Below are 26,310 nucleotides of genomic sequence, written 5' to 3'. Positions count from 1 at the left end.
GACCCATGCGGCTTGATGTGCGAGGGCGACATCTATGGGCTCGCGGTGTGAGCCCGCTTTCTTCCCTTACGTTCTTTGCGGCGGCAAAGAAAGTGAGCGCCGCCCCGCACAGGGGCGACGCTAACAGACCACTAAGAACTCAAGGAAAGGCCAGGAGAAAAAAACCAAAACCCGCAGCGCCATCCACCAGAACGGCGCCGCAGGCAAAAGAAAATCAAAACGTCTCATGATCCTGATTGCGCGCAAGATCCGCGGCGACCATCATCTTGCAGAGCTGTTCGAGCTTCGTCTCCGGCACCCACCCAAGCTTCTCACGCGCCTTGTCGGCGCAGCCAATCAGAAGATCCACCTCCGCAGGCCGATAAAACTTTGGATTCACGCGAACCAGGGTCTTGCCGGTGGAAATATCAATTCCGATCTCCCGCTGCTCCTTCCCGGACCATTCGAGCTGATACCCAGCCGCAGCAAACGCCATGCGTACAAAGTCGCGCACGGTCTCGGTCCGATTGGTAGCAAGCACAAAAGTATCCGGCTCGTTGGCCTGCAGCATGCGCCACATGCCTTCGACGTATTCGAGCGCAAACCCCCAGTCCCGCTTTGCATCGAGATTACCGAGCTCCAGGGCATCCTGCTTGCCTAGCTTGATCTTGGCAACGGTATCGGTGATCTTGCGCGTCACGAACTCACGCCCGCGTAGCGGCGACTCATGATTGAACAGAATCCCGCTGCTAGCAAAGATCCCATACGACTCGCGATAATTGATCGTCGTCCAATGCGCAAAGAGCTTGGCGACCCCGTACGGGCTACGCGGATAGAACGGCGTATCTTCCCGCTGTGGAACGGCTTGCACCTTGCCGAACATTTCCGAAGTCGAAGCCTGGTAATAGCGCGTCTTCGGACTCAAGATCCGGATCCCTTCGAGCAGATTCAATGCGCCGATCCCGGTCACTTCAGCCGTGGTAACCGGCTGATCAAACGACACTCCCACGAAACTCTGCGCGGCCAGGTTATACAGCTCATCGGCTTCGACGCCATCGAGCAGGCGTAAGGTCGAACCAAAATCGGTCAGATCATGTTCGACGAGCCGCAGATTCGGATGTCCGGCAATGCCAAGTTCATTCATGCGCCAGAAATTGACGGAGCTGGTGCGCCGATACGTGCCGGTCACCTGGTAGCCCTTGTCGAGCAGCAGTTTCGCCAGATACGCGCCGTCCTGGCCGGACACCCCGGTGATGATCGCTTTGCGTTGATTGCTCATAGGTTGCCTTGGGTAACGGTAAGGAAGGTAGAGAAAAAAGTAAAAGACAGACCGTACTGCGCTACGACGAGCCGTTTAGCAGCCGCTGCACCAATGGATCCACTACGCGAAAATCCTGCCCGGCCTTGAGCCTGTAAAGCGCGGGCCGTGGGTGAGCGCCGTCCGACATCAGCAGTTTCCAGTCGGGCAGATCAGAGATGTACGCGTACTGATCGACGAGCGGCACGTGCTGCTCGGCCGCGACCCGGCGCGTCATCTGAACCATCGCGGCGAGGCGGGCGTTGAGCCGGTCGTCGGGCATCGGGTTCGAGGTTTGCAACACCGGTTGTTTGCCGAGCGCGCGTGCGGTTTTCACCAGCGCGGTCTCAGCGTCGTAGAACTGTTCGGGCGTCTGGTTGTGCATCACTTCGTTGATGCCAAAGTTGAGCGTCACGATTTGCGCGTGCGATGCCGCAAGACGCTGCGCCCACGGCACGCCGCGGGCGCGATCGGTGCCGTCGCGCAACTGGCAGGCCATCGTGCCGCCCACGCCGAGATTGCTGATTTCGACGCGCTCACCGTGCGCGGCATGCATGGCATCCTGCAGAAACGTCACGGCGTTCTGCGCTTGCGGGCCGCAATGGCCACCGCTGCAGGTGATGCCGAGGGTGGTCGAATCGCCATACGCTTCGATCAATACCGGCGCCGGAGTCGCGGCGTCCGCCTTGACGCTTGCGGCGCAAGCCACGCCCATCAGCGTGGCGAGCGTTGCGGCGCGCAGTTTCATCGCGATTCTCATGCGCGGCTCTGCGGCGCCTGGGACGCCCCCGCGAGTGACGCATCGCTCTCCATTGAGCGGGTTGCCGGACCCTGAATCAGGCGCCGCTCGAACCCGAACCACGTGATGCTGGCGTAGGCGAGGGTCATTGCCAGTGCGAGTGCGGCGCTCACGTAACGATTCATATGGAGCGGCCAAAGCGTGTACAGGATGCTCAGGTGAATCAGATAGATCGTGTAGCTGATCGTGCCGATATACACCAGCACCGGATTGCACAGCAGCCGTTTGACGATGCCTTTGCTCTGCAACGCGATGACCACAATCGATGAGCAGAGCACCAGCGAAACGCTATACAGACCCGCATTCGAGAGCGGCGTATTCGCAGCGCGGAAGCGCGGATAGTGCAGATGCAACCAGGCGAGCACCGCCAGCGCGGCGAAGAATCCCAGCATGGCAAGCGGACGGAACGGCTGCAATGCATCGGGATTGCGGCGCACCGCCACAGCGAGCAACGCCCCCGCCGACAACAGGTCCATGCGGAACGGCGTCAGATAATAGATGGGCCAGAACGAATCGAACCAGGGCGTCGCCACTGCGCGCACCACCGGCACGAGCACGATCAATGCGGCGGCAACGAAGCCGAGTGCACGTTCGGGCAGCAGCAGGATCACGAAAGGCCAGAAAATATAGAACTGCTCTTCGACGGCAAGCGACCACAGCACGTTCAGGCTGTCATGACCGCTCTGATTGAGTGCATCACCGATGTTGGTCGCGAAAAACGCATACCACTCCCAATGCTTCGCCCAGCCGAAGCCGAACAGGAGCGACGACACCACCATCAGCAGCAGATACGGCGGCAGGATACGGCGCGCACGCCGTGCATAGAAATAGCTGAAATACGATTGTTTGCGCGCCTTGCGATCGAGCAGGATGCCGGTGATCAGAAAGCCGCTCAACACGAAGAACAGATCGACGCCCATCCATAACGGCGCTTTTAGCGCGTGCTGCGCGAACACCGCCAGCACGGCGATCGCACGCAGGCCGTCGAGCTGCACGATGCGGCGCGAATGGGAAGGCGAAGCGGGCGAGGCGCTAGCTGTCATGAACCGTCCATGTGGAGCATCGGGTGGGCCGTCAAGCGAACTCGTTTGCGGCATGGGCATCCGTCGTCGCCATCCGGCCCATGAATCGGCGTTCGCCGAATCTCCGGACAACCGGTTGCAGGCGCAACGGAAGTGGAATTCATTCTAGGGAAAAGAAAATGACGAAAAAACGGGAATGAAATCAACAAATAGGGCGGCGCTCGTTAAAGCCTCGAAATTTAATCCGGGAATGTGTAACAGCGGGGCATGGGTATGCAGTCGGGACGCCGCCGAGCCGGATAGATCCTGTAACAGGAGGGCGTGGCGCCGGGTTGTCACGCGCTTGCAACGCCTGCGTGCGAGTCCGGATCTTTTTAATTCGATTATTTCCACGCACTGTAATTCATGAATATTTTTGAATTATTTTCGATTTTCGTCGAGACGGTTTTCCCGCGTAATGTGCCCTGCATGACCCTGCCCGGAGGAACACCTTGTCCCGTCTTACCTTCGCGAAACTGCTTACCGCACTCATGTGTTTCGCAACGCTCGCCGCTTCTGGCGAAACGGTGCTCAACGCGAAGACCTCGTGGATCGGCAACACCTTCGGCTTTGGCGATGGCACGTGGACGCAGATCAATATCACCGCGATTGCGGTCGCGCCCGATGGCAAGGTCTACACCAACGCGCCATGGGACGAGAGCGGCGCCGAGGCCAGCACTTATCAGAACGGCAAGATGCTCGGTTTCGCGGGCGGCACGCACGGCTGGGGCACGGGCGGCGGCAATGCGATCGCGTTGAATCGCCGCTATGTGTATATGGCGGTATCGGTGGGCAACGAAAAGGGTCATCTGGTCGGGCAGGGCATCTGGCCGCAAAAGGGCAAACAGTGGTTCGGCATTTCGCGTCGGCAGATCGGCGATCCGAAACTCAGTGCGCTGTTTCAGCCGGCTGTCAGTCAGCAGGACCCGCATGCGCAGCTCGCCGCGGGCTTTCTGATGATGAACGAAGTGCCGATGGGTACGAGCGCCGACATCAATGGTCTGGCCGCCAGCGACACCACGCTCTACGCGTCGAACACGACACAAAACCGCATCGAAGTCTACGACGCCGAATCGATGCAGAAGAAAGCCAGCTGGAACGTGCACGAGCCGGGGCGCCTCGCGCTAGCGCCGGACGGCACGCTGTGGGCATTGACCGGCACACTCACCGACAAGGCTGCACACGTTGTGCATTACTCCGCGACCGGTCAGCCGCTCGCCGACGCGCTGCCGTTGCCCGGCGACTCGATGCCGGTCGATATCGCCGTCGACACGCAAGGACGCGTGCTGGTCGCGGATAACGGTCCGCGCCAGCAAGTGCTGTTTTTCAGCAGGAACGGTGGCCGCTATGCGGCGTCCGGCGCGCTAGGCGAGCGAGGCGGCATCTTCTCCGGTGTCGCGGGACAGCCTGGTCCGAGTCGCTTCAATGGCTTGACCGGCGTAGGCGTGGATGCGCGCGGTAATGTGTATGTGTCGACCAACGGCATCGGCCCGCGCTACGCGCCGCTCGGGGCGGGTCTGGGCGCGACACTCGAAAGCTATGCAGCGGACGGCAAGCAGTTATGGCAAGTGCAAGGGCTGTTGTTCGTCGACGGTGCATGGGTGGATCCTGCGCGTCCTGACAGCGTCTACACCGGCAACAAGCGTTTCGAACTGGATCTGTCGAAGCCACCTGGGCAGGACTGGAAATACGTAGGGTTCCTCTCGAATCGCTTCAGGTATCCAGACGATCCGGTTTTTCATACGGACCAATGGCCGGGCTTGCCGATCGCGCGTCAACTGAAGGGCCACACGTTCCTGTATCTGACGGACATGTATGCGGATCATCTGAAGATCTATCGCTTCGATGCTGCACACGACGGCGAGACCGCCATTCCGTCGGGCCTCATTGCGGGCCGCGAGCGGCCGGTCGCCGGCGTGCCGAATGCGCCGCCGGGCGGCGACTGGATGTGGCGCGACACGAATGGCGACGGCAAATTCGACAGCGACGAGTTCACGCCCAATACGAATCGCGATGCACGGCTCGCGGGCGGCTGGGGCTGGTGGGTCGACAGCGCCGGCGACATCTGGCGCACCAGCGACATCAAGGGCATTCACCGTCTGCATTTCGGCGGTCTGGATGCGAAGGGCAATCCGGTCTACTCGTATTCGGACCTGACCACCTATCCGATGCCGCAGCCGTTCACCGAACTGCGCCGCGCGATCTATGTACCGGAGACCGACTCGCTCTACGTGACCGGCTATACCGCCGATACGCCCGTCGACAAGGGTTTCTGGAAGGAAGTCGGACGCGTGCTGATCCGCTATGACCACTGGTCGAGCGGCAAGCCTGAGCAGCGTTACGCCGTCACGCTGCCGTGGCAGACCCAGGCCAAACCGGTTCAGACCATCATCGGCCTCACGGTGGAAGGTCAATACATCTTTGCGGTCGAACCGGTGGGCGCCGTGCATGTGTTCGACAAGGACAGCGGTAAGGAAGTCGGCGTGATCCGCCCGGGTGCGGAGGTCGGCAACGCGTCAGGCTGGGTCGACGTGCCCAACGGCGTGAGCGCCAACCGCCGCAGCAATGGCGAATACCTGATCTTCGTCGAAGAGGATGCGCGCGGCAAAGTGATGATGTACCGCTGGAAACCGGGCGCGTGAAGCCTGCATGACGGGCTATTGAGATCTGAATAAAAGCCCGTCAACGGGGTATTCGCCGCGCACGCAATTTTTGAAAAGATTTTTCGCCGGATTTGCGAATTATTTTTCTATTGCCTTCAATGCGCCTGCGCGCATTTTTAAGTGCTTTACTCGAAGCAGTCTTCGCGGGCTCGCGTATCCGTTCGCGCGTGCGCCGCGCCGTACCTCTGAATCAAAAGGCATCCGATGGACAAAGGCATTCTCAGGAACGTCGCGATCAACTTCTTCGGGCTGGTGCTGCCGACCTTCGTCTCGCTGGTGACGGTGCCGTCCTATATCAGGCTGCTGGGCGTGGAGCGCTATGGCGTAATCGCGCTGGTATGGACCCTGATCGGCTACTTCTCGATCCTCGATCTCGGCATGAGCATGGCTGCGCAGAACCATATCTCGAAGGCGCTGGCGTCGAACGACAAGGACGAGAGTGCGCGCGTGTTCTGGAGCGCGACGTGGCTCAATCTCGTAACCGGGGTGATTGGCGGCCTGATTATTTATTTCGGCGCATTTTTTTATACGGCGTATTTCACTAAAGTGTCACCGCAATTGCAGCACGAGGTTTACATGGCATTGCCATGGCTCGCCATTGCCATTCCCATTGCCAATGTCTCGTGGGTATTTGCCGGCGCAATCAACGGCGCGGAGCGGTTTGGCATCTACAACACCAATCAGACCATCGGCACGTTCGTGTTTCAGTTGTTGCCGCTCGCCGCGGCGTGGCTGATCGGGCCGAGCCTGCAGAACGTGCTGGCGGCAGCGGTGGTGGCGCGTCTGTTCGCCGCCGCGTTGCTAGGACGCTCGGCCCTGAAGGTGCTTGGACTGCGCCGCATGCTGCCGCCGCAACTGGGGGTGGCCAAAGGGTTGTTCAACTTCGGCGGCTGGATGCTGATTGCGAGCATCACGACCATGGTGGCCGATTCGCTCGACAAGGTGTTTCTCGGCACCGGTCTCGGCGCGCGCTTCGTCACCTTCTACACGGTGCCGCAAAACCTCGTCACACGCCTGAATATCGTGCCGACCGCGATGGTCCGCACGCTGTTTCCGCGCCTGTCCGCTGTGACCCGCGACCACGCCGACCTGATCACGCAGCAGTCGCTCGAATTTCTCAACGGCGCATTCACGCCGGTCGCGCTGGTGGCGATGTTCGTGCTCGGCCCTTTCCTGCATGTCTGGGTGGGTAATGAAATCGCCAGCGTGGCGGCGCCTGTGGGCCGCATCCTGATCGTCTCCGTGTGGCTCGTCGGTCAGGCCAACGTCACGCGCATCATGATCCAGTCGCAAGTCAATCCCGCGGTGGCCGCACGGGTCGGTGTGTTCGAGTTGCCGATCTTCGCCGCGGCACTGTGGTTCGGCATCAAGTATTTCGGTCTCACCGGTGCCGCCGTTGCCGTGGCCGGTCGCGCGCTGTTCGACTACGGGGTGCTGCTGTGGCTGTCGGCGATCCGGGCGCGCCCGATTGCGCTCGACATGCTCGCGCATCTCGCGTTTTTGCTGGTGAGCCTGTGGCTCGCCAGTTTCCTGCCCAGTCTTTCGCTGGCGATCGTTGCAGGCGTGCTCGTGGTCGCTGCCAACGTTGCCTGGTCCATCACGATGACCCCTGCTTTGCGCGATCTTGCGCGTTCGCTGCTGTTGCGACTGAATCCGAGGAAAAGCGCATGAACCAAGAAGTCCTTGAAGAAGCCGTTCTGCGGCCGAGCCAACGCAGCGCGCTCGCTGAACTCACCACGCCACCTGCGCCGCTCGCGCCGCCGCATCGGCTGCCGCGCACGGACAGGCAGGTGCGGGTGGCGATCGTGCATGACTGGCTCGTGACCTATGCGGGCGCCGAACGGGTGCTCGAGCAGATCGTGGCGTGCTTTCCGGACGCGGATCTGTTTAGCGTGGTCGACTTTCTGGAAGACCGCAGCTTCCTGCGCGGCAAGCGGGCGACTACGTCGTTCATCCAGAAGCTGCCCAAGGCGGCCACCAAATACCGCGCGTATTTGCCGTTGATGCCGCTTGCCATCGAGCAACTGGATGTCTCGGCCTACGACGTGGTGATTTCCAGCAGTCACGCGGTGGCCAAGGGCGTGCTGACCGGTCCCGACCAGGTGCACATCAGCTACGTGCACTCGCCGATCCGTTACGCGTGGGATCTGCAGCACCAATACCTGCAGCAATCGAAACTGACCCGTGGCCCCAAGTCGGCCCTCGCGCGGCTGATTCTGCATTACATGCGCAACTGGGATATCCGTACCTCGAATTCGGTGGATAGCTTCGTTGCCAATTCGCAGTTCATCGCACGTCGCATCAAGAAGGTCTATCAACGCGATGCCGAGGTGATTTTTCCGCCGGTGGACGTGGACGCCTTCACGCTCAACGAGCACAAGGAAGACTTTTATCTGACCGCTTCGAGAATGGTGCCGTACAAGAAGATCGACCTGATCGTCGAGGCGTTCGCGCGGATGCCGGAGCGCCGGCTCGTCGTGATCGGCGATGGTCCGGATATGCAAAAGATCCGCGCGAAGGCGACAGCCAACGTCGAGATCATGGGTTATCAGCCATTCAAGGTGTTGCAGGACAAGATGCAGCGTGCGAAGGCTTTCGTGTTCGCGGCTGAAGAGGACTTCGGCATTTCGGTGGTCGAAGCGCAGGCCTGCGGCACGCCGGTGATCGCGTACGGCAAGGGTGGTGCACTGGAGACGGTGCGCGATCTGTCCAGTGCGCGGCCCACCGGCATGTTCTTCGATGAACAGCGCGCCGAGTCGATCATCGACGCAGTTCAGGCATTCGACGCGCACATCACGCGTTTTTCCGCTGCCGATTGCCGTGCCAACGCGGAGCAGTTTTCGGCCCGGCATTTCCGCGAACGTTTTTTCGCGCACGTTCGGGACGCCGTGCCGGCACTGCAGGGCGCGACGCTGCCCAGGTTCGTGCCGTACGTCGCGGGGCCGAGTGCTGCGGATGCGCCACGCGTGCTCGCGCTCGATCAAAGCGGCGTGCTGGGCGGCGCCGAACTGTCGCTGCTCGAAATCGTGAAGGGTCTGCGCGAGCGGATCGAAGTCGTGCTGTTCGACGACGGCCCGTTTCGCACCGCGCTCGACGCAGCCGGCGTGAACGTGCGCGTGCTGGATTCCGGTGCGCTGCGCGAAGTCCGCAAACAGGGCGGCACGCCGCCGCTCGGCCAGGCATTGAAGGGGATCGCTTCGCTGGTGCGCGCCACCGTCAAACGTGCACGTCACGCCGATGTGATCTACGCGAACACCCAGCGTGCCATGGTGATCGGCGCATTGGCCGGACGCCTCGCGCGGCGTCCGGTGGTGTGGCATCTGCGCGATATCGTGAGCCCCGAGCACTTCGGCGGCAAGCAACTGAAGATCATCAAGTGGTGTGCGAAATTTGGCCTGGCCCATGTCATCGCCAATTCCGCGGCGTCGGCGCGCGCGTTTGCGGAACTGACCCGTTTCGACGAAAAGAGCATCGACGTGGTCTTCAACGGCATTTCCGCCACGCCGTTCGACGCCCTGCGCAATGTACCGCAGTCCACGCTGCGCGCCCGCTTGCGGCTTCCGCAGGACGCGTTTCTGGTCGGCTCGTTCAGCCGGCTCGCGCGCTGGAAAGGCCAGCACGTGCTGCTCGAAGCAATGGTGCTCAATCCGCATATGCATGCAGTGCTGGTCGGCGCGCCGCTATTTGGCGAAGACGCCTATGAAGTGGAGTTACGCGCGCTGGTCGCCCGGCACGGCCTCGCCGCGCGAGTGCATTTTCTTGGCTTCCAGCACGATATTGCAGCCTGCATGTGCGCGGTGGATGCCGTGGCCCACACGTCGATCACGCCTGAGCCGTTCGGCCGCGTCATCGTCGAAGGGATGCTCGCGCAGCGGCCCGTCGTGGCGGCACGGGCGGGCGGCGTGCTGGAAATTGTCGAAGACGGTGTGAACGGCATGCTCTGCACGCCAGGCGATGCCCACGCGCTGGCCGACATACTCGCCGAATTGCGCAGCGACGCGACGTTGCGCGAGCGGCTGGTGCACAACGGCTATCAGACGGCATTGACGCGGTTTGGTACGGGCGCCTATGTGCAAGGTGTGCAACGCATTCTGAAGGGCGTAGCGGGCGGCGCAGGACGCAGCGTCAAGGCGTAGGCAGCGGTATCAGGCAGTAGACGAAAGTATCAGGCAGTAGACGAAAAGCCTGCATGGCGCTCGCGCCATGCAGGCTTTTTTCCTTTGCCATCGAGCCGCAGTGCAGGATTACGCGTGCGAAGACGCCTGCGCTGCCAGCTTCCGGTTCTTCGGCTTGAGGCTCGCCGACCACTTCATGGCCGGCAGTTCGACCAGCCGGTAAAACACGTAAGCGACTGGAATCGCGACCAGCATGAAGCCGAACGATGGCCAGATCGACATCTGCAGCGACGAGCGGAACAGCAGCGATTCGAGCAGCACGAAGATGGGCAGGTGGATCAGATACAGCGAAAAGCTGAAATCGCCAAAGCGCGACAGTACCCGCGACACGGGGTTGGCGGACGCAGAATGATCGAGGGCCTTGTACAGATAGACAGCAAAGCCGAGCGCCCACAACTGGAACGCGCCGTACTGGCCGAAGTGAAACGCCACGCAACCCAGCGCAACTATCAATGCAGCCACCGCGTAAAGCCAGTTTGGCAGCGGCGTTGCGGGACGCGGCGACGCCACCGCCGCTTGAGCGCGCGCGTCCGCGATCCACGCACCGAGCGTCCACGACAACCAGTACGACGTGAAGAAGTCGAGATCATGGCGTTCCAGCACATAGGCCGACACGAGATTGACGAGTGCGACGAGCGCCAGCACCGGCGTCATGCCGCCGAGACGCCGCCGCAGCGCAAACAGCAACGGGTAGACCACATAGAACTGCACCTCCAGCGACAAGGTCCACAGCGCGCCGTTCGATCCATACGTCTTTCCCGCCACGCCTTGCAGCGAAAACAGATTGACGAGAAATGCCTGCAAGCCGATTTCGCGGATCTTGTGATTGACGGGCGGCAACTGCAAGCTGTACCAATCCAGCGCGCAGGTGAGCAGCAATGCCGCCAGCAGCACCGGATAAATGCGTGCAAAGCGGCGCGCCCAGAAATTTCCGTTGTCGAGCTTGTAAGCCCGGTTTTGAGCAAGACGCAGCGCGCCGCCGCGATGGATGCAATAGCCGCTGATGACGAAGAAAATCGGCACGCCGGCCGAGCCCCATGCGATCGGAAACGTCAGATAGGCGAACAGGGAATCGAGACTCAATGCATGGCCGACGGCCTGGTGATACCGCTCCATGCCCACCCACACCACCTGCCGGCAATGAAAGTAAGCGACCAGCAGCGCCGCAAAGCCGCGCATCGCGTCGATTACGTGGTCCTTGCCGACGGTGTCCACGCGCGCCTCGCGCTGCGGACGAGCCGAAAAGGGCAGCGATGCGCCGGAGGCATCGAAGGCTGAATCGCTCATGGGCGGTCCTTTTCCATACGGATGAATACGCTTATACGAAGGGCTGCAATGCCGGACAGCGCTGCATCGCACCGCGCGCATGACTGAATGCACGCCGGCATGCACATCGTAGAGCAGCATCCGATCAAGAAATGAATAAAAAATCGCGTATCTGCCGTTCAGACATTCCTGAATTGTGACGATTTGTAATCAGAAGCGGCGAGATGCGGGCAGCGAATTATTTGTCGATTTTTTCGTGTTAATTTGATGCTCTGATTCTTCAGCCTGGAGGTGGCGTCATGAACCTGCATCTGCTCGCCGGCATTGCCGTGCTATTGATCCTTGTAGCCGTCTCGGCCTACCGGGAGGCGCTGCGCAACGAGCCCATCGGCCGCTTTCGGATGAACCCAGGGCAACTTCCGCCGATTGACGAGAACGAGGAGGGCGCCGTCTAGGTGTCCTTTTTTAGCCGGCCGTCGTAAAAATTACGGCGGACTGGCGCTTTTTTTAATGTAACTATTTCCGCATTGTCATCTGAAATAAATAATTGAGAATCTGGAATAACGTTTAATGCGGCGGACCTTAATTTTATTGAAAGCTGAGCCGGACTTTCCAGACCTTTTGATTTCAATCAATTCGGCGCCTATCGAAACGTATCGGTCCATCACACCGCGGGCGATCAAACCAAATCATCAACCGATGTGGGAATGCATACCATGCTGAAAGTCACCAAAGCCGTGTTTCCTGTTGCAGGCCTCGGAACACGCTTCCTGCCGGCCACCAAGGCCAGTCCCAAGGAGATGCTGCCCATCGTCGACAAGCCGCTGATCCAGTACGCAGTGGAAGAGGCGATTGCCGCCGGCATCACCGAAATGATCTTCGTGACGGGGCGCAGCAAGCGTGCCATTGAAGACCATTTCGACAAGTCCTACGAGATCGAAGCCGAACTCGAGGCGCGCAACAAGCAGAAGCTGCTCGACCTCGTACGCAGCATCAAGCCGGCCAACGTGGACTGTTTCTACGTGCGTCAGGCCGAAGCCCTCGGTCTCGGCCACGCGGTGCTGTGCGCCGAAAAGCTGGTGGGCGACAGCCCGTTCGCCGTGATCCTCGCCGACGACCTGCTGCACAGCTCGAAGCCGGTCATGAGCCAACTGGTCGACACCTTCAACCACTATCACAGCTCGGTGATCGGCGTCGAAACCATCGCGCGTGAAGACAGCCGCTCATACGGCGTGGTGGATGGCCGCGAGTGGGAAGACAACGTGATCAAGCTGTCGGGCATCGTCGAAAAACCGGCGCCGGAAAATGCGCCTTCGAACCTGGGGGTAGTGGGCCGCTATGTGCTGATGCCGACCATCTTCAAGCATATCCGCGCCTTGAAGCCGGGCGCGGGCGGCGAGCTGCAACTGACCGACGCGGTGCAATCGCTGCTCACCGAAGAACAGGTGCTCGCCTATCGCTACTTCGGCACGCGCTTTGATTGCGGCAGCAAGCTCGGCTACCTGAAGGCGACGGTGGAATTCGCACTGCGCCATCCGGAAGTGAAAGAGGAGTTCGAGGAGTATCTGCAGGCGTATCTGCCGCTCCACCTCACGGCTGCGGCGGCTTGAGCGCGGCGGCGAGCAGCGTGCGGACTTCGTCGTCGCTGGTCTCGCCAAAATCGTCGTAGAACTGGCCGACGCTGAAAAACACCTGTGGCGTCAGCACACAGACGAACTCGTCGACGGCATCGCCCAGTCTGAGTTCGGCGTCTGTGGGCGCCACGGGCAACGCGGCCACGATCTTTGCCGGTGCGCGCGTGCCGAGGCCGCGCAAGGCGCGCAGGGCGGCTTTTAGCGTCGCGCCGGTGGCCATGCCGTCGTCCACGACGATCGCAGTCCAGCCGGCGATGTTGGCGGCGCCCCGGTTATCGCGGTAGAGCGCTTCACGCCGCGCCAGTTCCAGTCGGGCGGCGGCGAGCGCGGCTTCGAATTGCGGCTCGGTTACGGCCGCTTCGCGCAGCATGCTTCTGTCCACATAGAGCGCATCGCCCGAGGCGATTGCGCCCATCGCCAGTTCTTCCTGCCATGGCACGCCTAATTTGCGCACCATTAGCACGTCGAGGGGCGCGTGCAGCGCCGCGGCGACTTCAAAACCGACCGGCACGCCGCCGCGCGGCAGCGCGAGCACGATCACATCGTTACGTTTCGCATAGGCCCGCAGATGCCGGGCGAGGCTGCGGCCGGCATCGGCACGGTTAGGGAACAGACGTTGCATGATTCGCCACGGAGCTCGCAAGTGACGCCCACAGTGTGCCACTTGCTGCGCGCGTTGGCTTTGTGCGGCGCAATGCCATGGTTGGCCGCGTGCCTCAAAGAAGCGTCTCAAAGCGCCTCGACGACAGCGCGCGAAACAAAAAACGGGCACCGCTAATTGCGCGGTGCCCGTTGTATCAACGCTCAGTCATCCGAGCCGTTGAATCTCAGCCCTTCTTCACTTCCAGACGGAACTTGTGCAGCAGCGGCTCGGTATAACCGCTCGGCTGCTGACGACCTTCGAACACCAATGCCTGCGCCGCCTTGAACGCGATCGTGTCGAAGCCCGGTGCCATGGGCTGATAGTGCGGGTCGCCGGCGTTCTGCTCGTCGACCACCTTGGCCATGCGCCTGAACGTCTCTTCAACCTGTTCGCGTGTCACCACGCCGTGATACAGCCAGTTGGCGATGTGCTGACTGGAGATGCGCAGCGTGGCACGGTCTTCCATCAGGCCGACGTTGTGAATATCCGGCACCTTCGAGCAGCCGACACCCTGGTCGATCCAGCGCACCACATAGCCGAGAATGCCTTGCGCGTTGTTTTCGAGTTCCTGGCGGATTTCTTCGGCATTCCATTTGGCGGCTTCCACGACCGGAACCGTCAGGAGTCCGTTCAGGAGTTCATCGCGCACGCTGGCCAGATCGATCTTCTCCAGCTCTTTCTGCACGGCCTGCACGTCGACCTGGTGATAATGCAGGGCGTGCAGCGTCGCGGCAGTCGGCGAGGGCACCCATGCGGTGTTGGCGCCGGCCTTCGGATGCGCGATCTTCTGTTCGAGCATGGCGTGCATCAGATCCGGCATCGCCCACATGCCCTTGCCGATCTGCGCGCGGCCACGCAGGCCCGCGGCGAGACCGACCAGCACGTTGCTGCGTTCGTAGGCGCTGATCCACGGGGTCGACTTCATGTCGCCCTTGCGCAGCATCGGGCCGGCTTCCATCGCCGTGTGCATCTCGTCGCCAGTGCGATCGAGGAAGCCGGTGTTGATGAACGCCACGCGTGCCGACGCTTCGTTGATACAGGCGGCGAGGTTCACGCTGGTGCGGCGCTCCTCGTCCATGATGCCCATCTTGATGGTGTTGCGCTCGAGGCCGAGCAGGTCTTCGACGCGGCCAAACAGTTCGTTGGCGAAGGCCACTTCGGCAGGGCCGTGCATCTTCGGCTTCACGATATAGATCGAGCCGGTGCGCGAATTGAGCTGGTGCTTGCGGTCGTGCAGCGCGCACAGCGAGGTCATGACCGCGTCGAGAATGCCTTCCGGAATTTCATTGCCGTCTTTCGTCAGCACGGCCGGATTGGTCATCAAATGCCCGACGTTGCGGATGAACAGCAGCGAGCGGCCATGCAGCACGACCGGCGCGGTGCCGTTCGCAGCGGTGTACACGCGATCCGGGTTCAGGCGGCGCGTGAAGGTCTTGCCGTTCTTCGTGACCTCTTCGGTGAGCGTACCGTTCATCAGGCCGAGCCAGTTGCGATAGAGCTGGACCTTGTCGTCCGCATCGACGGCCGCAACCGAGTCTTCGCAGTCGATGATGGTACTCACCGCCGCTTCCATCAGCACGTCCTTGACGTGCGCGGCGTCGGTCTTGCCGATCGAATCTTCGGCGTCGATCTGGATTTCGAAATGCAGGCCATTGTGCTTGAGCAGCAGCGCGGACGGCGCCCCCGGCTCGCCTTGATAGCCAATGAACTGCGCCGGCGTTTTCAGCGCGGTTGCGCCGTTCTTCAGCTTCACGACCAGCTCGCCGCTCTCGACGCTATACAGCGTAGCGTCGACATGCGAGCCGCTCGCGAGCGGCGCGGCTTCGTCGAGAAACGCCCGGGCCCGCGCGATCACGCGCGCGCCGCGGAGCGGATTGAAGGCGCTTTTCTTTTCCGCGCCGTCGGTCTCGGGAATCGCATCCGTGCCGTACAGCGCGTCGTACAGGCTGCCCCACCGCGCATTCGCGGCGTTCAGCGCATAGCGCTGGTTCGACAACGGCACGACCAGTTGCGGGCCGGCCTGTTCGGCGATTTCGCGGTCCACGTGGTCCGTCGTGGCCTTGACGCGGGCAGGCACCGGCACGATGTAGCCGACGCTTTCGAGGAAGCTGCGGTAAGCCGGCAGGTCGCGCAGCGGGCCCTTGTTGGCGCGGTGCCATTGATCCAGCTCGCTTTGCAGGCGATCGCGTTCGGCCAGCAGCGCACGGTTCTTCGGTGCGAGGTCGTGCACCAGCGCGTCGAAGCCCGCCCAGAAGGCGGCGCTGTCGACACCGGTGCCCGGCAGGGCCTCCTGTTCGACAAACTGGTCGAGATTCGCGGCTACCTGCAGTCCGCTTCGCTTGGTCATTTGAGTCATCGACTGCTCCATCTGGTTTGACTGGGCCGGTGTGGGGCCACCGGCCTGATGCTTCGATTACGATGTTTCCGTGCGGCTAAAACATGCTGCTTCGTGCCACTACGTGCGACGGGATGCCACGGCATGCAACGACGTGCTGCGACGGACTACCGCATGCGGATGCGACCGGTAAGCTCAGGCGGCCAGCACGTTCGCGCCTGCCTTGGCGACTTGCGCGTCCTGATCCGCCTTCACACCTGACACGCCGACCGCGCCGATCACCTGGCCGTCGACGATCACCGGCACGCCGCCTTCCAGCGAAACCGCGTGCGGTGCGCTCAAAAACGCCGAGCGGCCGCCGTTGACCATGTCTTCGTAGACCTTCGATTCGCGGCGCCCGAGTGCGGCGGTGCGGGCCTTCTCCGTGGCGATATACGCGCCGATCGGCGCGCAGCCGTCGAGGCGCAGCATGCCGAGCGGGTGGCCGCCGTCGTCGGCTACCACGATCGTGACCGCCCATTTGTTCTGCTCGGCCTCGGCGCGCGCGGCATCGAGAATCCGGGTGATTTCGGCCACGCTCAACACGGCTTTCGTCAGCATAATGAATTTCCTGTTTCGGTTATGGTAAAGAATCTTCTACAAGTTCTATCCAGTGGCGCACGCTCGTGCGTCCTGCGCCGTCAAGGTGCGTCTGACAGCCAATGTTGGCCGTGACGATCAGATCAGGCTTGCCGCTTTCCAATGCATCGAGCTTGTTGTTGCGTAATGTTTCCGCAAGCTCGGGTTGCGTGATCGAGTACGTGCCCGCCGAGCCGCAGCACAGGTGTGCATCGGGCACGGCGGTCAGATCGAAACCGAGCCGTTGTAGCACGCCTTCGACCGCGCCGCCCAGCTTTTGTGCATGCTGCAAGGTGCACGGACAGTGAAACGCGACGCGCGCCGGCTGCGCGCCCGCCTTGCCGGACGCTCCCGGTGTCCGAACCGCTTCGAGTGCCTCAAGCGGTTCGGCGGCGAGCACTTCCACCAGATCGCGCGCCAATGCGCTGACCCGCTGCGCCTTGTGAGCGTATTGCGGATCGTCGCGCAGCAGGTGGCCGTACTCCTTGACGAACGCGCCACAGCCGCTTGCCGTTTGCACGATCGCCTCCGCGCCGGCCTCGATGGCAGGCCACCACGCGTCGATATTGCGCCGGGCGCGGGTGAGCCCGGCTTCCTGCGCATTCAGATGATAATCGGTTGCGCCGCAACAGGCCGCCCGCGCTGCATCCACCACGCTGATGCCGAGTTTGTCGAGCACCCGTGCGGCAGCCGCATTGGTGTTCGGCGACAGCGACGGCTGGACGCAGCCTTCGAGCATCAACACCTTGCGCTCGTGCCGCGCGGCCGGCCGCGGCCTCGCGGCCACGCTGCGCTTCGGAATTTTACGTCCAAGCGCGCCTGGAAGTATCGGCCGAAACAAACGCCCCGTCTTCAGCAGCGTGTCGAACACAGCGGGGCGCGGCACCACGCGGCGCAAGCCGTCGCGCAGGAGTTTCTGCGCGGCCGGCCGTTCCACGCGCCGTTCCAGTTCCGCGCGGCCAATGTCCAGCAAGGCGTGATATTTGACGCCGGACGGGCAGGTCGTCTCGCAGTTGCGGCAGCTCAGGCACCGGTCAAGGTGCAACTGGGTCTTCTGCGTCACCGGCTCGCCTTCGAGCAGTTGCTTGATCAGATAGATGCGCCCACGCGGGCCGTCCAGTTCGTTGCCGAGAATCTGATAGGTCGGGCAGGTCGCATTGCAGAAGCCGCAATGCACGCACGAGCGCAGGATCTGCTCCGCTTCGTCGGCGCGCGGCAGGGTTCTGGCGGATTCGCTGAGGTTGGTTTGCATGGTGTCGGTTGTCTCCGGTTCGCCGCATCGTTCGCTGGGTGTTCGCTGTGTGATTCGCCGTGTGTCGTCAGAGCTCGGCGTACATGCGCCCAGGATTGAAGATCCCGCGCGGGTCCAGCTGCTGCTTCAATTGCTGGTGAAAGCGCAGCAAAGGCGCGGCCAGCGGCGCGAACGGGCCATTGCCGTCGTCGTTCCCCGCATGGCCCGGCAGTGGTGAGAAGCGGGTTGCGTGACCGCCGGCCGCGGCCGCGATCTGGCGGATCGCCGCGGACGGTGCGTCGCTTTTCAGCCAGCGCTGCGCGCCGCCCCAGTCGATCAGCACCGCACCGGGTAATCCGATCAACGGAGTGGCGTTGGGCAGCGACAGGCGCCAGAGCGGGCGCTGGTCTTCGAGGAAAAATGCCAGCCGCTGCTCGCGCAACGCATGCCAGAAGCGCATGTCGAGGTCTTCGCCGCCGATGCGATCCACCGCCGCCGCCACCGAGCCCACGCCGCCTTCGAGCCGTACATGCAGCCGCCCGTCGAGGTAGCACGCGCCGCTCACCGGGAGTGCCGCCTTGCGCCACACCGACAGCTCGCGCAGCGCCTCGCCTGCGTCCAGTTCGAGCGTGACGCTGCGTTGCGCCCGCGCTTTCGGCAAGACCTTGAGCGAAACCTCGGTGATGAGCCCGAGGCAACCGAAGCTGCCTGCCAGCAGCCGCGACATGTCGTAACCCGCCACGTTCTTCATCACTTCGCCGCCGAAGCGCAAATGTTTCGCCTCGCCGGTAATCATGCGGCAGCCCAGCACGAAGTCGCGCACCGAACCCGCCCACGGACGGCGCGGACCTGACAGGCCCGCGGCGACCGCGCCGCCGAGGGTCGCGGCATCGTCGAAGGTGGGCGGCTCGCAGGGCAGCATCTGGCCTGCCTCGTCGAGCACCGCGTTCAGCTCGGCGAGCGGCGTGCCGGCGCGCGCCGTGATCACGAGTTCAGTCGGGTCGTAGCTCACCACGCCGCGATGCGACCGCGTGTCGATTTCGCGCCCCATCACGGCACGCCCCAGCGCGGCTTTGCTGTTGCCGCCGCGAATCCGCAGCGGCGCGCGGTCTTCGAGTGCGCGCGCAACCTCGTCGAGCAGGCGCGCGCTGTCGTCGCATGGCATCGGTTCGGCTCGCATCAGAAACGCTCCAGTTCGGGAAACGGCAACGCGCCGTGATGGACGTGCATCGAGCCGAATTCGGCGCAACGGTGCAGCGTCGGGACATTCTTGCCGGGATTGAGCAGTGCGGTGGGATCGAAGGCGGCCTTTAGCGCGTGAAAAAGCCGCAGTTCGTCGCTGTTGAACTGCGCGCACATCTGATTGATCTTCTCGCGCCCCACACCGTGCTCGCCCGTGATGCTGCCGCCGACCGCCACGCACAGCTCCAGAATGCGCGCGCCGATTGCTTCGGCGCGCTCCGTTTCGCCGGGAGCGTTGGCGTCGAACAGGATCAGCGGATGCATGTTGCCGTCGCCGGCATGAAAGACATTGGCGACTTGCAGGCCGTATTGGTTCGACAGATCGGCAATGCCTTTGAGCACGCCGGGCAGTTCGCGGCGCGGAATCGTGCCGTCCATGCAGTAGTAATCCGGCGAAATGCGGCCCACGGCCGGAAAGGCGTTCTTGCGGCCGGCCCAGAAGCGCTGGCGTTCGGCTTCGTCTTTGGCGAGGCGCACGTCGGTGGCGCCCGCTGCGCGCAGCAGGGCATCGACGCGCTCGCAGTCTTCGTCGACGTCGCTTTCCGCGCCGTCCACTTCGCACAGCAGGATCGCTGCGGCATCGACGGGGTAGCCTGCGTGGATGAAGTCTTCGGCCGCGCGGATCGCGAGGTTGTCCATCATCTCCAGGCCGCCCGGAATCACGCCCGCGCCGATGATCTGCGCCACCGCCGCGCCGGCTTTTTCGACGTCGTCGAAACTGGCCAGCAGAACCTTCGCGCTTTGCGGCCTGGTCAGCAGCTTGACCGTGACTTCGACCACGATCCCGAGCATGCCCTCGGAGCCGGTGAACAGCGCGAGCAGGTCGAAGCCGGGTGCGTCCAGTGCCTCTGAGCCGAGCGTGAGACGCTCGCCGTCGATGGTCAGGATCTCCAGTTTCAGGATGTTGTGAACCGTGAGGCCGTATTTCAGACAGTGCACGCCGCCGGCGTTTTCGGCGACGTTGCCGCCGATCGAACAGGCGATCTGCGATGAAGGATCCGGAGCGTAGTACAGGCCATGCGGCGCGGCCGCTTGGGAAATGGCGAGATTGCGCACACCCGGTTGTACGCGCGCGGTGCAGGCTTCCGGATCCACTTCGAGAATGCGGTTGAAGCGCGCCATCACCAGCAGGATGCCTTTTTCGAGCGGCAGTGCACCGCCTGACAGCCCGGTGCCGGCGCCGCGCGCCACCACCGGAATCCGGTTGGCGCAGGCAAAGCGCAGCAGCGTCTGCACCTGTTCGATCCGTTCGGGCAGCGCGACCAGCATCGGCGTGGTGCGGTAAGCGGCGAGTCCGTCGCATTCGAACGGGCGCAGGTCTTCCTGCGCGTGCAGAATGGTCAGGTCCGGCACCAGCGCCTGCAGTTGTGCCACCACGGCGGCCTTGTCGTGAGTGGCGAGCGGGCCGTCGATCTTCTCGTCGTACAGATAGCTCATCGTAAGTCTCCTCCGGCTGCGATTTCCCGTTGCGGGCGTGCGCGCGAGCCTGTCGAAAGGCGAATTGTTCCGGCATTAAGTGACGGTGTCGACACTTCAAGGCACTGGTCATACCACTTTCTGAAGGTGACCGGTTCGAAAGCAATCACCTGAAGGCAGTGCCAGAAGGGCAAGCGAGCGATATTGAAAGTCACCCCGTGCTAGCATTTGCAGATGGTCATACCAGTGAGAAACGTTATGCCAGGAGACAGTCAGTCAGAAGACAGGGACAGCTCGCGTCAGGTCGCGGACGTGGTGGCCGAGCGCATCGAACGGCTGATCGTGGATGGGGTGCTCAAGTCCGGTCAGGCGCTGCCGTCCGAGCGGCGTCTCACCGAAAAGCTGGGCGTGTCGCGCACGGCGCTCAGGGAAGGGCTCAAGCTCTTGCGGGCCCGCGGCATCATTGAAACCGCACAGGGCAAGGGTTCGTTCGTCGCGAGCCTGACGGCCCAGCCGGCACTCTCGCCGATGATGCATCTGCTCGGCTCGCAGCCGCGCACGCTGTACGACCTGTTCGAGGTGCGCGGCATGCTGGAAGCGGAATCGGCGCGGCTGGCCGCCTTGCGCGGCACCCCCGCCGATTTCGTGCTGATCAAGAGGCGCTATGAAGAGATGATCGCCGCGCACGGCAAGGAGACCAGCGCGTCGACCCACGCGCGGCTCGATCATGCGTTTCATCTGGCCATCTGCGAGGCTTCGCACAACCCCGTGCTGGTGCATACGCTGAGTTCGCTCACCGACCTGCTGCTGAGCTCGGTGTTCGCGTCGGTCAACAATCTCTATCATCGCGGCCCGCACAAACGGATGATCGACCGTCAACATGCACGCCTGTACAACGCCGTCACGGGCAAGCTGCCGGAGCAGGCGCGCAAGGCGGCGAGCGCGCATATCAGCAGCGTGTGCGAGAGCCTGCGCGAAATCGAGCAGGAGGAACAACGGCTGGTCAGGGCGACATTGCGGCTCGAGGGCTGGTGACGCCACACGCTTTACAATGGTCTTCCATTCGCCTTCCTGTTCACCCGTTCATCCACGCACCCCATCATGCCAGCCATCAGCGGTCTCTATGTCTATCCGATCAAATCCTGTGCCGGCATTGCGCTGAGCGAGGCGCGCCTGCTGCCGACCGGCCTCGAGTACGACCGCAACTGGATGGTCGTCGACCCGTGCGGCCGCATGCTGACGCAGCGCAGCCACGCGCGTCTCGCGCTCGTGAAGGTGGCGCTGGGCGAGACCGACCTGATCGTCACGGCACCCGGCATGCAAGCACTGCACACGCCGCTTGCGGTAAGCGCGCTGCACAATCCCACGGTGCTCGAAACGTCGGTCTGGCGCGACACCATGCGGGCCTTCGATACCGGCGCCGCCACGGCAGACTGGTTCTCCGCGTTCCTCGGCGAGCCGGTCCGGCTTGCCCGCTTCGATCCGGCAGTCGCGCGCGTGGCCGACCGGCAGTGGACCGGCGAACTCGAGGCCGTCACGCAGTTCGCCGACGGCTTTCCGCTGCTGGTGATCGGTGAGGCGTCGCTCGACGATCTGAATCAGCGTCTTAACGACAAGGGCGCGCCGTCGATCCCGATGAACCGCTTCAGGCCCAACCTGGTGGTGAGCGGGCTGGATGCCTACGAAGAAGACTTCGTGGAAAACGTCACCATCCAGGTGCGCGACGCAGCGGTGCAACTGCAACTGGTCAAGCCGTGCTCGCGCTGCCCGATTCCCACCATCGACCAGGCCACCGGCGCGCACGATCCCGACTGGCCGAATGAGCCGCTCGACACGATGGGCGCGTATCGGGCCAATGCACGGCTCGATGGCGCGCTGACCTTCGGCCAGAACGCGATCATCGCGGCGGGCGTCGGCACCTTGCTGGCGGTAGGGCAGACGGTCGAGGCCGAGATGGCGTTCGGCGACTGATCGGCCCTGTGCCTTGCCGGGCGCAGCGGTGAAAACGCATCACGCGTGATGTTTGGCTAGACTTGGAACGACGCAGCGCCTGAACCGGGAATGCCGCGCGCCTCGCTGGGCGGCGCATCCCGTCCACCTGATGTGATGCCTGTCCACCGAAGGGAAAGCCATGCCGATGATCACCGTTGAAAGCCTCAAGCAGCTGTTTCCGCGCGACGACGCGATTCCCGCGACAGCGCGCCTTGCCGCGCCGATCCATCAGCGCGTGTCGCTGGTAAATGGCGAGCTGCGGGCATGGGACGGCGCCTGCAAGACCGTGCTGTCGCCGGTATGCGTGCAGCAGCCCGACGGCGACGTGCAGCAGGTGGAGATTGGCAGCTATCCGGTGATGGGCGAAGTGGAAAGCGATGCGGCGCTCGATGCCGCCGTCACCGCCTACGATTCCGGCCGCGGCGAGTGGCCCACCATGACCGTCGCGCAGCGGATCGCGTGCATGCAGGTGTTCATCCGGCACATGGTCGCGCAGCGCGAGCCGATCGTGAATCTGATCATGTGGGAGATCGGCAAGAGTCTCACGGATTCGCAGAAAGAGTTCGATCGCACCGTCACATACATGCTGGCGACCATCGACGCGCTCAAGGAACTCGATAACGGCAATTCCCGCTTTGTGATCGCCGAAGGCACGATTGGGCAGATTCGCCGCACGCCGTTGGGCGTCGTACTGTGCATGGGACCGTACAACTATCCGCTCAACGAAACTTTTGCGACGTTGATTCCGGCGCTGCTGATGGGCAACACGGTGGTGTTCAAGCCGCCGCAGTATGGGACCTTGCTGTTTTATCCGCTGCTCGACGCGTTCCGCGAGGCATTCCCGAAGGGCGTCATCAACACCATTTACGCGCCAGGCGCCGTGGTGGTGCCGCGTATGCTCGCCTCGGGCAAGGTCAATGTGCTGGCGCTGATCGGCTCCAGCAAGGTCGCGGACCATCTGAAGAAGCAGCATCCGAAGTCGCACCGGTTGCGTGCCGTGCTGGGTCTGGACGCGAAGAACGCGGCCATCGTGTTACCGGATGCGGACCTCGATCTGGCCGTCAAGGAATGCCTGCTCGGCGCGTTGTCGTTCAATGGGCAGCGCTGTACCGCGCTAAAGATGCTGATTGTCCACCGCTCCGTGGTCGACGATTTCGTGCAGCGCTTTTGCGCCGCGCTGGCCAGCCTCAAACTGGGCATGCCGTGGGAAGCCGGCGTGTCGATCACGCCGCTGCCCGGCATGCATCGCACCGCGTATATGACCGAGGCGATCGACGACGCGAAGTCCAAAGGCGCGCAGGTCGTCAACGAAGGCGGCGGCGTGTTCTGCAAGACGCTCTTCTATCCGGCGGTGGTGTATCCCGTCACGGAAGGCATGATGCTGTATCGGGAAGAACAGTTCGGCCCGATCATTCCAGTGACGCCGTTCGAAGATATCGAAACCGCGCTCGACTATGTGGTCACCTCGGAGCACGGCCAGCAGGTTAGTATCTTCGGCTCGGACCCGGTGCTGATCGGCGAGCTGGTCGACCCGCTCGTCAATCAGGTGTGCCGGGTCAACATCAATTGCCAATGTCAGCGCGGCCCGGATGTGTTTCCGTTTGCCGGGCGCAAGGACTCGGCCGAGGGGACGTTGTCGGTGACAGACGCGTTGCGGGCCTTTTCGATTCGCTCGATGGTGGCCGCGAAGCAGACCGACGACAGCAAGGCGCTACTCGATGCGATCGTGTCGGAGCGCACATCGAAATTTATCAACACAGGTTTTATCTTCTGAATCTGATGAAGGCGGCATGGCGAGGCGGCGGGGGCGGTGTTTGCCTCCTTCGCTTCATGCGCGGCGGGTCGGGGCATCAATGCGCGACGAGGCGGGCGAACAAACCGAAGATTTCGATCGCAATCACGAGCGCCACAATTGTCACGGGCAGCGTCAGCACAATGATCAGCAGCGTACGCGCCGAGCCCGGGTCGCGTGCCGGTCTGGCGGGAGTGACACTGGCGGCGGCATGGCCATTTGCGGCGGTGGCGTTCGACGGTCCGTTCTGGGTCTGAGTCATGAGTGCGCGTTCCGTTAGCGTGTTGGCCCGGCGGGCTGTCTGGCGTTGTACTCGCGTGCCTGCGCCATTATCCACCGAACCGTTAGCGGCCGCCGTCAGGGCCGCTGGTCCATTCCCGACCCGACAATGCCGCTCAGGACCAAACATGGGGCGAGCTTAAGTCTCCTTTAAGCGAGCGCGCCTACAGTCGGTGTTGATCGGGTGCAGCGCAGTGCGCGTTGTGTCCGCAGAGACGTCCAGTCGGCCCCGCGTGGTTGCACGGGGGCGACATTTCGAGGCCCGGCCACACCACCGCCGGGCCTTTCTTTTCGCCTGAATTGTGCACACGCCAGAAACGGCCCTCAGAGGCTGACAGATCCGCCCGGCAGGCCACGCGCCGGCGCGTCGATGAAGATCATGCCAATACCCCCCAGTATCGAAATGCCGATGAATGGCGCGAGGTCCGGTACTTCGTAGCGGGTTGAAAGGCCCGCGAAAGCCGTCGATCCGCGACTCCATGAAGGCGTGCCAGCGGAACGCTGCGCGGCAGTGCGTCGCAATACGGACACGTCCAGCATAAAGCGAATCTCTCATGAAACGTAAATGACTCGCTATATATTCGGCGTGTCGTCGATTGACACTCGAATGGCCGCCTATACTGGGTTGCATGCGACTCAGATGCGCTGCATTGCCATATCAGATGCACACGATCTATAGGGTCTTGGTCTACCTTCCAGAGAGTGCGTCACAGCCATGCCGGTCGTCAGCGATGAAGAGAAAGCCAGCCTTCCGTGCTATCGCAGCGGCGCCGCCGCGCGTCTCGCCCGAATGCCCGTCACCACGTTGCGCATCTGGGAGCGGCGCTATGGCGTCGTCTCGCCGCCCAAAACCGCCTCGGGGCAGCGTCTATATTCATCACAGGATGTGCGCCGGCTGATCTTGCTGAAAAAGCTGGTGGAGCGAGGTCATGCGATTGGCTCGATCGCGCGCCTCGAACTGGATCAACTGGATCGTCTCGCGTTGACCTATGCCGAGGCGGCGTTTCCCCCCGGACCGCTGGAAATAGCGGTGGACACCAGCGTGGTGGTGGTGGGCACCTCGCTCGCGCGGCGTCTGCGCAGCGATTTGCCGGACCTGCAAGCGGCGAGCCAGCCGCGTTTCACGGTGTTCGACGATATCGAAGACGCGCAGGCGCATCCACTGAAGACCGACGCACTCCTGATTCACGTGGCTTCGCTGCAGGACGAGTCGGTGCAGGCGGTGCTCGCGTTAAGCGAGCGTTGCCACGCGCAGGTAGTGGGCGTCGTCTATGCGTTCGGCGCCGAGCACAGCATCACCGCGCTGCGCTATGCCGGCGTGCGGGTCTACCGCGAGCCGCTGGAAAAAATCCAGGCGCTGCAGATCCTGCGCGATCTGTCGCCATCGCACCCGCCGCACGATGCGCCCGAGGGGGTTGCGCGCACCCCACGCCGTTACTCGGACGAAGCCCTCGCAGGGATTGCCAGCAGGTCGACGACGATCGCGTGCGAGTGTCCGCGCCATCTCGCAGATCTGGTGATGCAGCTGTCCGCTTTCGAGCAATACAGCGACGACTGTATGGCCCGCTCGCCGGAAGACGCGGCGCTGCATCGCTATCTGGCGGACATTTCCAACCGTGCACGCGCGATGTTCGAACTGGCGCTCGAACGGGTGGCGCGCGAAGAGCGGTGGACGCGGGCAACCGAATGAGGCACCAACCTGAAAAAGCGCTAGAGAGCCCGCAAAAAGACCGGAAATTCAATTCGCGCGCAACTCAATTTTTCCGAAATCGGGCTGGTAATTTTATTTGGCGCCGGCGGTATGTGGCCTGCTTAATGCAATGCAATAGCGGCATAACATGGATCTTATGAATGGACGCAATTGCGCGTTTTAATTCACAGGAATCAA

The 26,310-nt window shown here is 62.6% G+C and carries 21 protein-coding genes; 9 read left to right on the top strand and 12 right to left on the bottom strand.

Features of this window, described 5'->3' with window-relative positions:
- Positions 1-214: 214 nt before the first annotated feature.
- The 3 genes from gmd to VGH41_RS10930 all read right to left on the bottom strand — a co-directional run bounded on the left by gmd (position 215) and on the right by VGH41_RS10930 (position 3,118).
- Positions 215-1,258, bottom strand: coding sequence for a GDP-mannose 4,6-dehydratase (gmd, locus tag VGH41_RS10940; protein WP_331597429.1), 1,044 nt, complete (start codon positions 1,256-1,258; stop codon positions 215-217).
- A 61-nt stretch (positions 1,259-1,319) separates the two neighbouring features.
- Positions 1,320-1,991: an SGNH/GDSL hydrolase family protein gene (locus tag VGH41_RS10935; RefSeq protein WP_331597434.1), complete on the bottom strand. Its 672-nt coding sequence runs from the start codon at positions 1,989-1,991 to the stop codon at positions 1,320-1,322.
- 41 nt (positions 1,992-2,032) lie between these two features.
- Complete coding sequence (locus tag VGH41_RS10930; protein ID WP_331597428.1) at positions 2,033-3,118, bottom strand: acyltransferase; 1,086 nt, start codon at positions 3,116-3,118, stop codon at positions 2,033-2,035.
- Positions 3,119-3,588: 470 nt separating this feature from the next.
- Here VGH41_RS10930 and VGH41_RS10925 point away from each other — a divergent pair, with 470 nt between their 5' ends.
- From VGH41_RS10925 to VGH41_RS10915, 3 genes are all read left to right on the top strand, one after another.
- The gene (locus tag VGH41_RS10925) at positions 3,589-5,778 is read left to right on the top strand and encodes a hypothetical protein (protein WP_414696636.1); all 2,190 of its coding nucleotides are present in this window, start codon (positions 3,589-3,591) and stop codon (positions 5,776-5,778) included.
- A gap of 225 nt (positions 5,779-6,003) precedes the next feature.
- Positions 6,004-7,470, top strand: a complete 1,467-nt coding sequence (locus VGH41_RS10920; RefSeq protein WP_331597427.1) for an oligosaccharide flippase family protein — start codon at positions 6,004-6,006, stop codon at positions 7,468-7,470.
- Positions 7,467-9,935, top strand: coding sequence for a glycosyltransferase family 4 protein (locus VGH41_RS10915; protein WP_331597425.1), 2,469 nt, complete (start codon positions 7,467-7,469; stop codon positions 9,933-9,935). The genes VGH41_RS10920 and VGH41_RS10915 overlap by 4 nt, the downstream gene beginning before the upstream one ends.
- Before the next feature lie 108 nt (positions 9,936-10,043).
- On the opposite strand, the gene VGH41_RS10910 is transcribed toward VGH41_RS10915, so the two are convergent.
- On the bottom strand, positions 10,044-11,261 hold the full coding sequence (locus VGH41_RS10910; RefSeq protein WP_331597424.1) for an acyltransferase: 1,218 nt from the start codon (positions 11,259-11,261) through the stop codon (positions 10,044-10,046).
- 278 nt (positions 11,262-11,539) lie between these two features.
- On the opposite strand from VGH41_RS10910, the gene VGH41_RS10905 reads away from it, so the two are divergent.
- Together VGH41_RS10905 and galU are read left to right on the top strand one after the other, a co-directional pair.
- Positions 11,540-11,695, top strand: a complete 156-nt coding sequence (locus VGH41_RS10905; protein ID WP_331597423.1) for a hypothetical protein — start codon at positions 11,540-11,542, stop codon at positions 11,693-11,695.
- Positions 11,696-11,956: 261 nt separating this feature from the next.
- Positions 11,957-12,850 carry a UTP--glucose-1-phosphate uridylyltransferase GalU gene (galU, locus tag VGH41_RS10900; RefSeq protein WP_331597422.1) on the top strand — a complete coding sequence of 298 codons (894 nt, stop codon included), beginning with the start codon at positions 11,957-11,959 and terminating at the stop codon, positions 12,848-12,850.
- Here galU and VGH41_RS10895 read toward each other — a convergent pair.
- From VGH41_RS10895 to glcD, 6 genes are all read right to left on the bottom strand, one after another.
- Positions 12,831-13,496 carry a phosphoribosyltransferase gene (locus VGH41_RS10895; protein WP_331597421.1) on the bottom strand — a complete coding sequence of 222 codons (666 nt, stop codon included), beginning with the start codon at positions 13,494-13,496 and terminating at the stop codon, positions 12,831-12,833. The two genes, galU and VGH41_RS10895, sit on opposite strands and share 20 nt — an antisense overlap.
- A 205-nt stretch (positions 13,497-13,701) precedes the next feature.
- Complete coding sequence (locus tag VGH41_RS10890) at positions 13,702-15,873, bottom strand: malate synthase G (protein ID WP_331597420.1); 2,172 nt, start codon at positions 15,871-15,873, stop codon at positions 13,702-13,704.
- A 174-nt stretch (positions 15,874-16,047) separates the two neighbouring features.
- Positions 16,048-16,452 (bottom strand): heme-binding protein, encoded by a 405-nt coding sequence (locus VGH41_RS10885; protein ID WP_331597419.1) that lies wholly within the window; start codon positions 16,450-16,452, stop codon positions 16,048-16,050.
- A gap of 19 nt (positions 16,453-16,471) precedes the next feature.
- Positions 16,472-17,722: a glycolate oxidase subunit GlcF gene (gene glcF, locus VGH41_RS10880; protein ID WP_331597418.1), complete on the bottom strand. Its 1,251-nt coding sequence runs from the start codon at positions 17,720-17,722 to the stop codon at positions 16,472-16,474.
- A gap of 67 nt (positions 17,723-17,789) precedes the next feature.
- On the bottom strand, positions 17,790-18,881 hold the full coding sequence (glcE, locus tag VGH41_RS10875; RefSeq protein ID WP_331597417.1) for a glycolate oxidase subunit GlcE: 1,092 nt from the start codon (positions 18,879-18,881) through the stop codon (positions 17,790-17,792).
- On the bottom strand, positions 18,881-20,380 hold the full coding sequence (gene glcD / locus VGH41_RS10870) for a glycolate oxidase subunit GlcD (RefSeq protein WP_331597415.1): 1,500 nt from the start codon (positions 20,378-20,380) through the stop codon (positions 18,881-18,883). Before glcD ends, glcE begins: the two co-directional genes overlap by 1 nt.
- A 237-nt stretch (positions 20,381-20,617) precedes the next feature.
- Between glcD and glcC the strand changes: the two genes are divergently transcribed.
- The 3 genes from glcC to VGH41_RS10855 all read left to right on the top strand — a co-directional run bounded on the left by glcC (position 20,618) and on the right by VGH41_RS10855 (position 24,125).
- Positions 20,618-21,394, top strand: coding sequence for a transcriptional regulator GlcC (glcC, locus tag VGH41_RS10865; RefSeq protein ID WP_331597414.1), 777 nt, complete (start codon positions 20,618-20,620; stop codon positions 21,392-21,394).
- Between the two features lie 66 nt (positions 21,395-21,460).
- Positions 21,461-22,330, top strand: coding sequence for an MOSC domain-containing protein (locus VGH41_RS10860; RefSeq protein ID WP_331597413.1), 870 nt, complete (start codon positions 21,461-21,463; stop codon positions 22,328-22,330).
- Positions 22,331-22,490: 160 nt separating this feature from the next.
- On the top strand, positions 22,491-24,125 hold the full coding sequence (locus tag VGH41_RS10855) for an NADP-dependent glyceraldehyde-3-phosphate dehydrogenase (RefSeq protein ID WP_414696635.1): 1,635 nt from the start codon (positions 22,491-22,493) through the stop codon (positions 24,123-24,125).
- A gap of 76 nt (positions 24,126-24,201) precedes the next feature.
- Here the strand turns inward: VGH41_RS10855 and VGH41_RS10850 are convergent, their stop codons facing one another.
- On the bottom strand, positions 24,202-24,405 hold the full coding sequence (locus VGH41_RS10850; protein WP_331597412.1) for a hypothetical protein: 204 nt from the start codon (positions 24,403-24,405) through the stop codon (positions 24,202-24,204).
- Between the two features lie 341 nt (positions 24,406-24,746).
- Entirely contained in the window at positions 24,747-24,962 is a 216-nt protein-coding gene (locus tag VGH41_RS10845; RefSeq protein ID WP_331597411.1) for a hypothetical protein, read from the bottom strand.
- Positions 24,963-25,137: 175 nt separating this feature from the next.
- Between VGH41_RS10845 and VGH41_RS10840 the strand changes: the two genes are divergently transcribed.
- Positions 25,138-26,112 carry a MerR family transcriptional regulator gene (locus tag VGH41_RS10840; RefSeq protein WP_331597410.1) on the top strand — a complete coding sequence of 325 codons (975 nt, stop codon included), beginning with the start codon at positions 25,138-25,140 and terminating at the stop codon, positions 26,110-26,112.
- Positions 26,113-26,310: the final 198 nt, after the last annotated feature.

Origin of the sequence: Paraburkholderia sp. (assembly GCF_036488795.1) — a bacterium.
Taxonomy (GTDB): Bacteria; Pseudomonadota; Gammaproteobacteria; order Burkholderiales; family Burkholderiaceae; genus Paraburkholderia.
The sequence above is the reverse complement of the archived record's forward strand: the minus strand, read 5'-3'. Positions and strand labels throughout refer to the sequence as shown.

Bases quoted from the DNA above. Each gene is read 5' to 3' on its own strand.
- VGH41_RS10840 (WP_331597410.1), top strand. From the start codon at position 25,138: ATGCCGGTCGTCAGCGATGAAGAGAAAGCCAGCCTTCCGTGCTATCGC.
- VGH41_RS10915 (WP_331597425.1), top strand. From the start codon at position 7,467: ATGAACCAAGAAGTCCTTGAAGAAGCCGTTCTGCGGCCGAGCCAACGC.
- VGH41_RS10930 (WP_331597428.1), bottom strand. From the start codon at position 3,118: ATGACAGCTAGCGCCTCGCCCGCTTCGCCTTCCCATTCGCGCCGCATC.
- glcD (WP_331597415.1), bottom strand. From the start codon at position 20,380: ATGAGCTATCTGTACGACGAGAAGATCGACGGCCCGCTCGCCACTCAC.
- glcC (WP_331597414.1), top strand. From the start codon at position 20,618: ATGCCAGGAGACAGTCAGTCAGAAGACAGGGACAGCTCGCGTCAGGTC.
- VGH41_RS10845 (WP_331597411.1), bottom strand. From the start codon at position 24,962: ATGCTGGACGTGTCCGTATTGCGACGCACTGCCGCGCAGCGTTCCGCT.
- glcF (WP_331597418.1), bottom strand. From the start codon at position 17,722: ATGCAAACCAACCTCAGCGAATCCGCCAGAACCCTGCCGCGCGCCGAC.
- VGH41_RS10910 (WP_331597424.1), bottom strand. From the start codon at position 11,261: ATGAGCGATTCAGCCTTCGATGCCTCCGGCGCATCGCTGCCCTTTTCG.
- VGH41_RS10895 (WP_331597421.1), bottom strand. From the start codon at position 13,496: ATGCAACGTCTGTTCCCTAACCGTGCCGATGCCGGCCGCAGCCTCGCC.
- glcE (WP_331597417.1), bottom strand. From the start codon at position 18,881: ATGCGAGCCGAACCGATGCCATGCGACGACAGCGCGCGCCTGCTCGAC.
- VGH41_RS10935 (WP_331597434.1), bottom strand. From the start codon at position 1,991: ATGGGCGTGGCTTGCGCCGCAAGCGTCAAGGCGGACGCCGCGACTCCG.
- VGH41_RS10855 (WP_414696635.1), top strand. From the start codon at position 22,491: ATGCCGATGATCACCGTTGAAAGCCTCAAGCAGCTGTTTCCGCGCGAC.
- VGH41_RS10905 (WP_331597423.1), top strand. From the start codon at position 11,540: ATGAACCTGCATCTGCTCGCCGGCATTGCCGTGCTATTGATCCTTGTA.
- VGH41_RS10920 (WP_331597427.1), top strand. From the start codon at position 6,004: ATGGACAAAGGCATTCTCAGGAACGTCGCGATCAACTTCTTCGGGCTG.
- gmd (WP_331597429.1), bottom strand. From the start codon at position 1,258: ATGAGCAATCAACGCAAAGCGATCATCACCGGGGTGTCCGGCCAGGAC.
- VGH41_RS10885 (WP_331597419.1), bottom strand. From the start codon at position 16,452: ATGCTGACGAAAGCCGTGTTGAGCGTGGCCGAAATCACCCGGATTCTC.
- VGH41_RS10850 (WP_331597412.1), bottom strand. From the start codon at position 24,405: ATGACTCAGACCCAGAACGGACCGTCGAACGCCACCGCCGCAAATGGC.
- VGH41_RS10890 (WP_331597420.1), bottom strand. From the start codon at position 15,873: ATGACTCAAATGACCAAGCGAAGCGGACTGCAGGTAGCCGCGAATCTC.
- galU (WP_331597422.1), top strand. From the start codon at position 11,957: ATGCTGAAAGTCACCAAAGCCGTGTTTCCTGTTGCAGGCCTCGGAACA.
- VGH41_RS10860 (WP_331597413.1), top strand. From the start codon at position 21,461: ATGCCAGCCATCAGCGGTCTCTATGTCTATCCGATCAAATCCTGTGCC.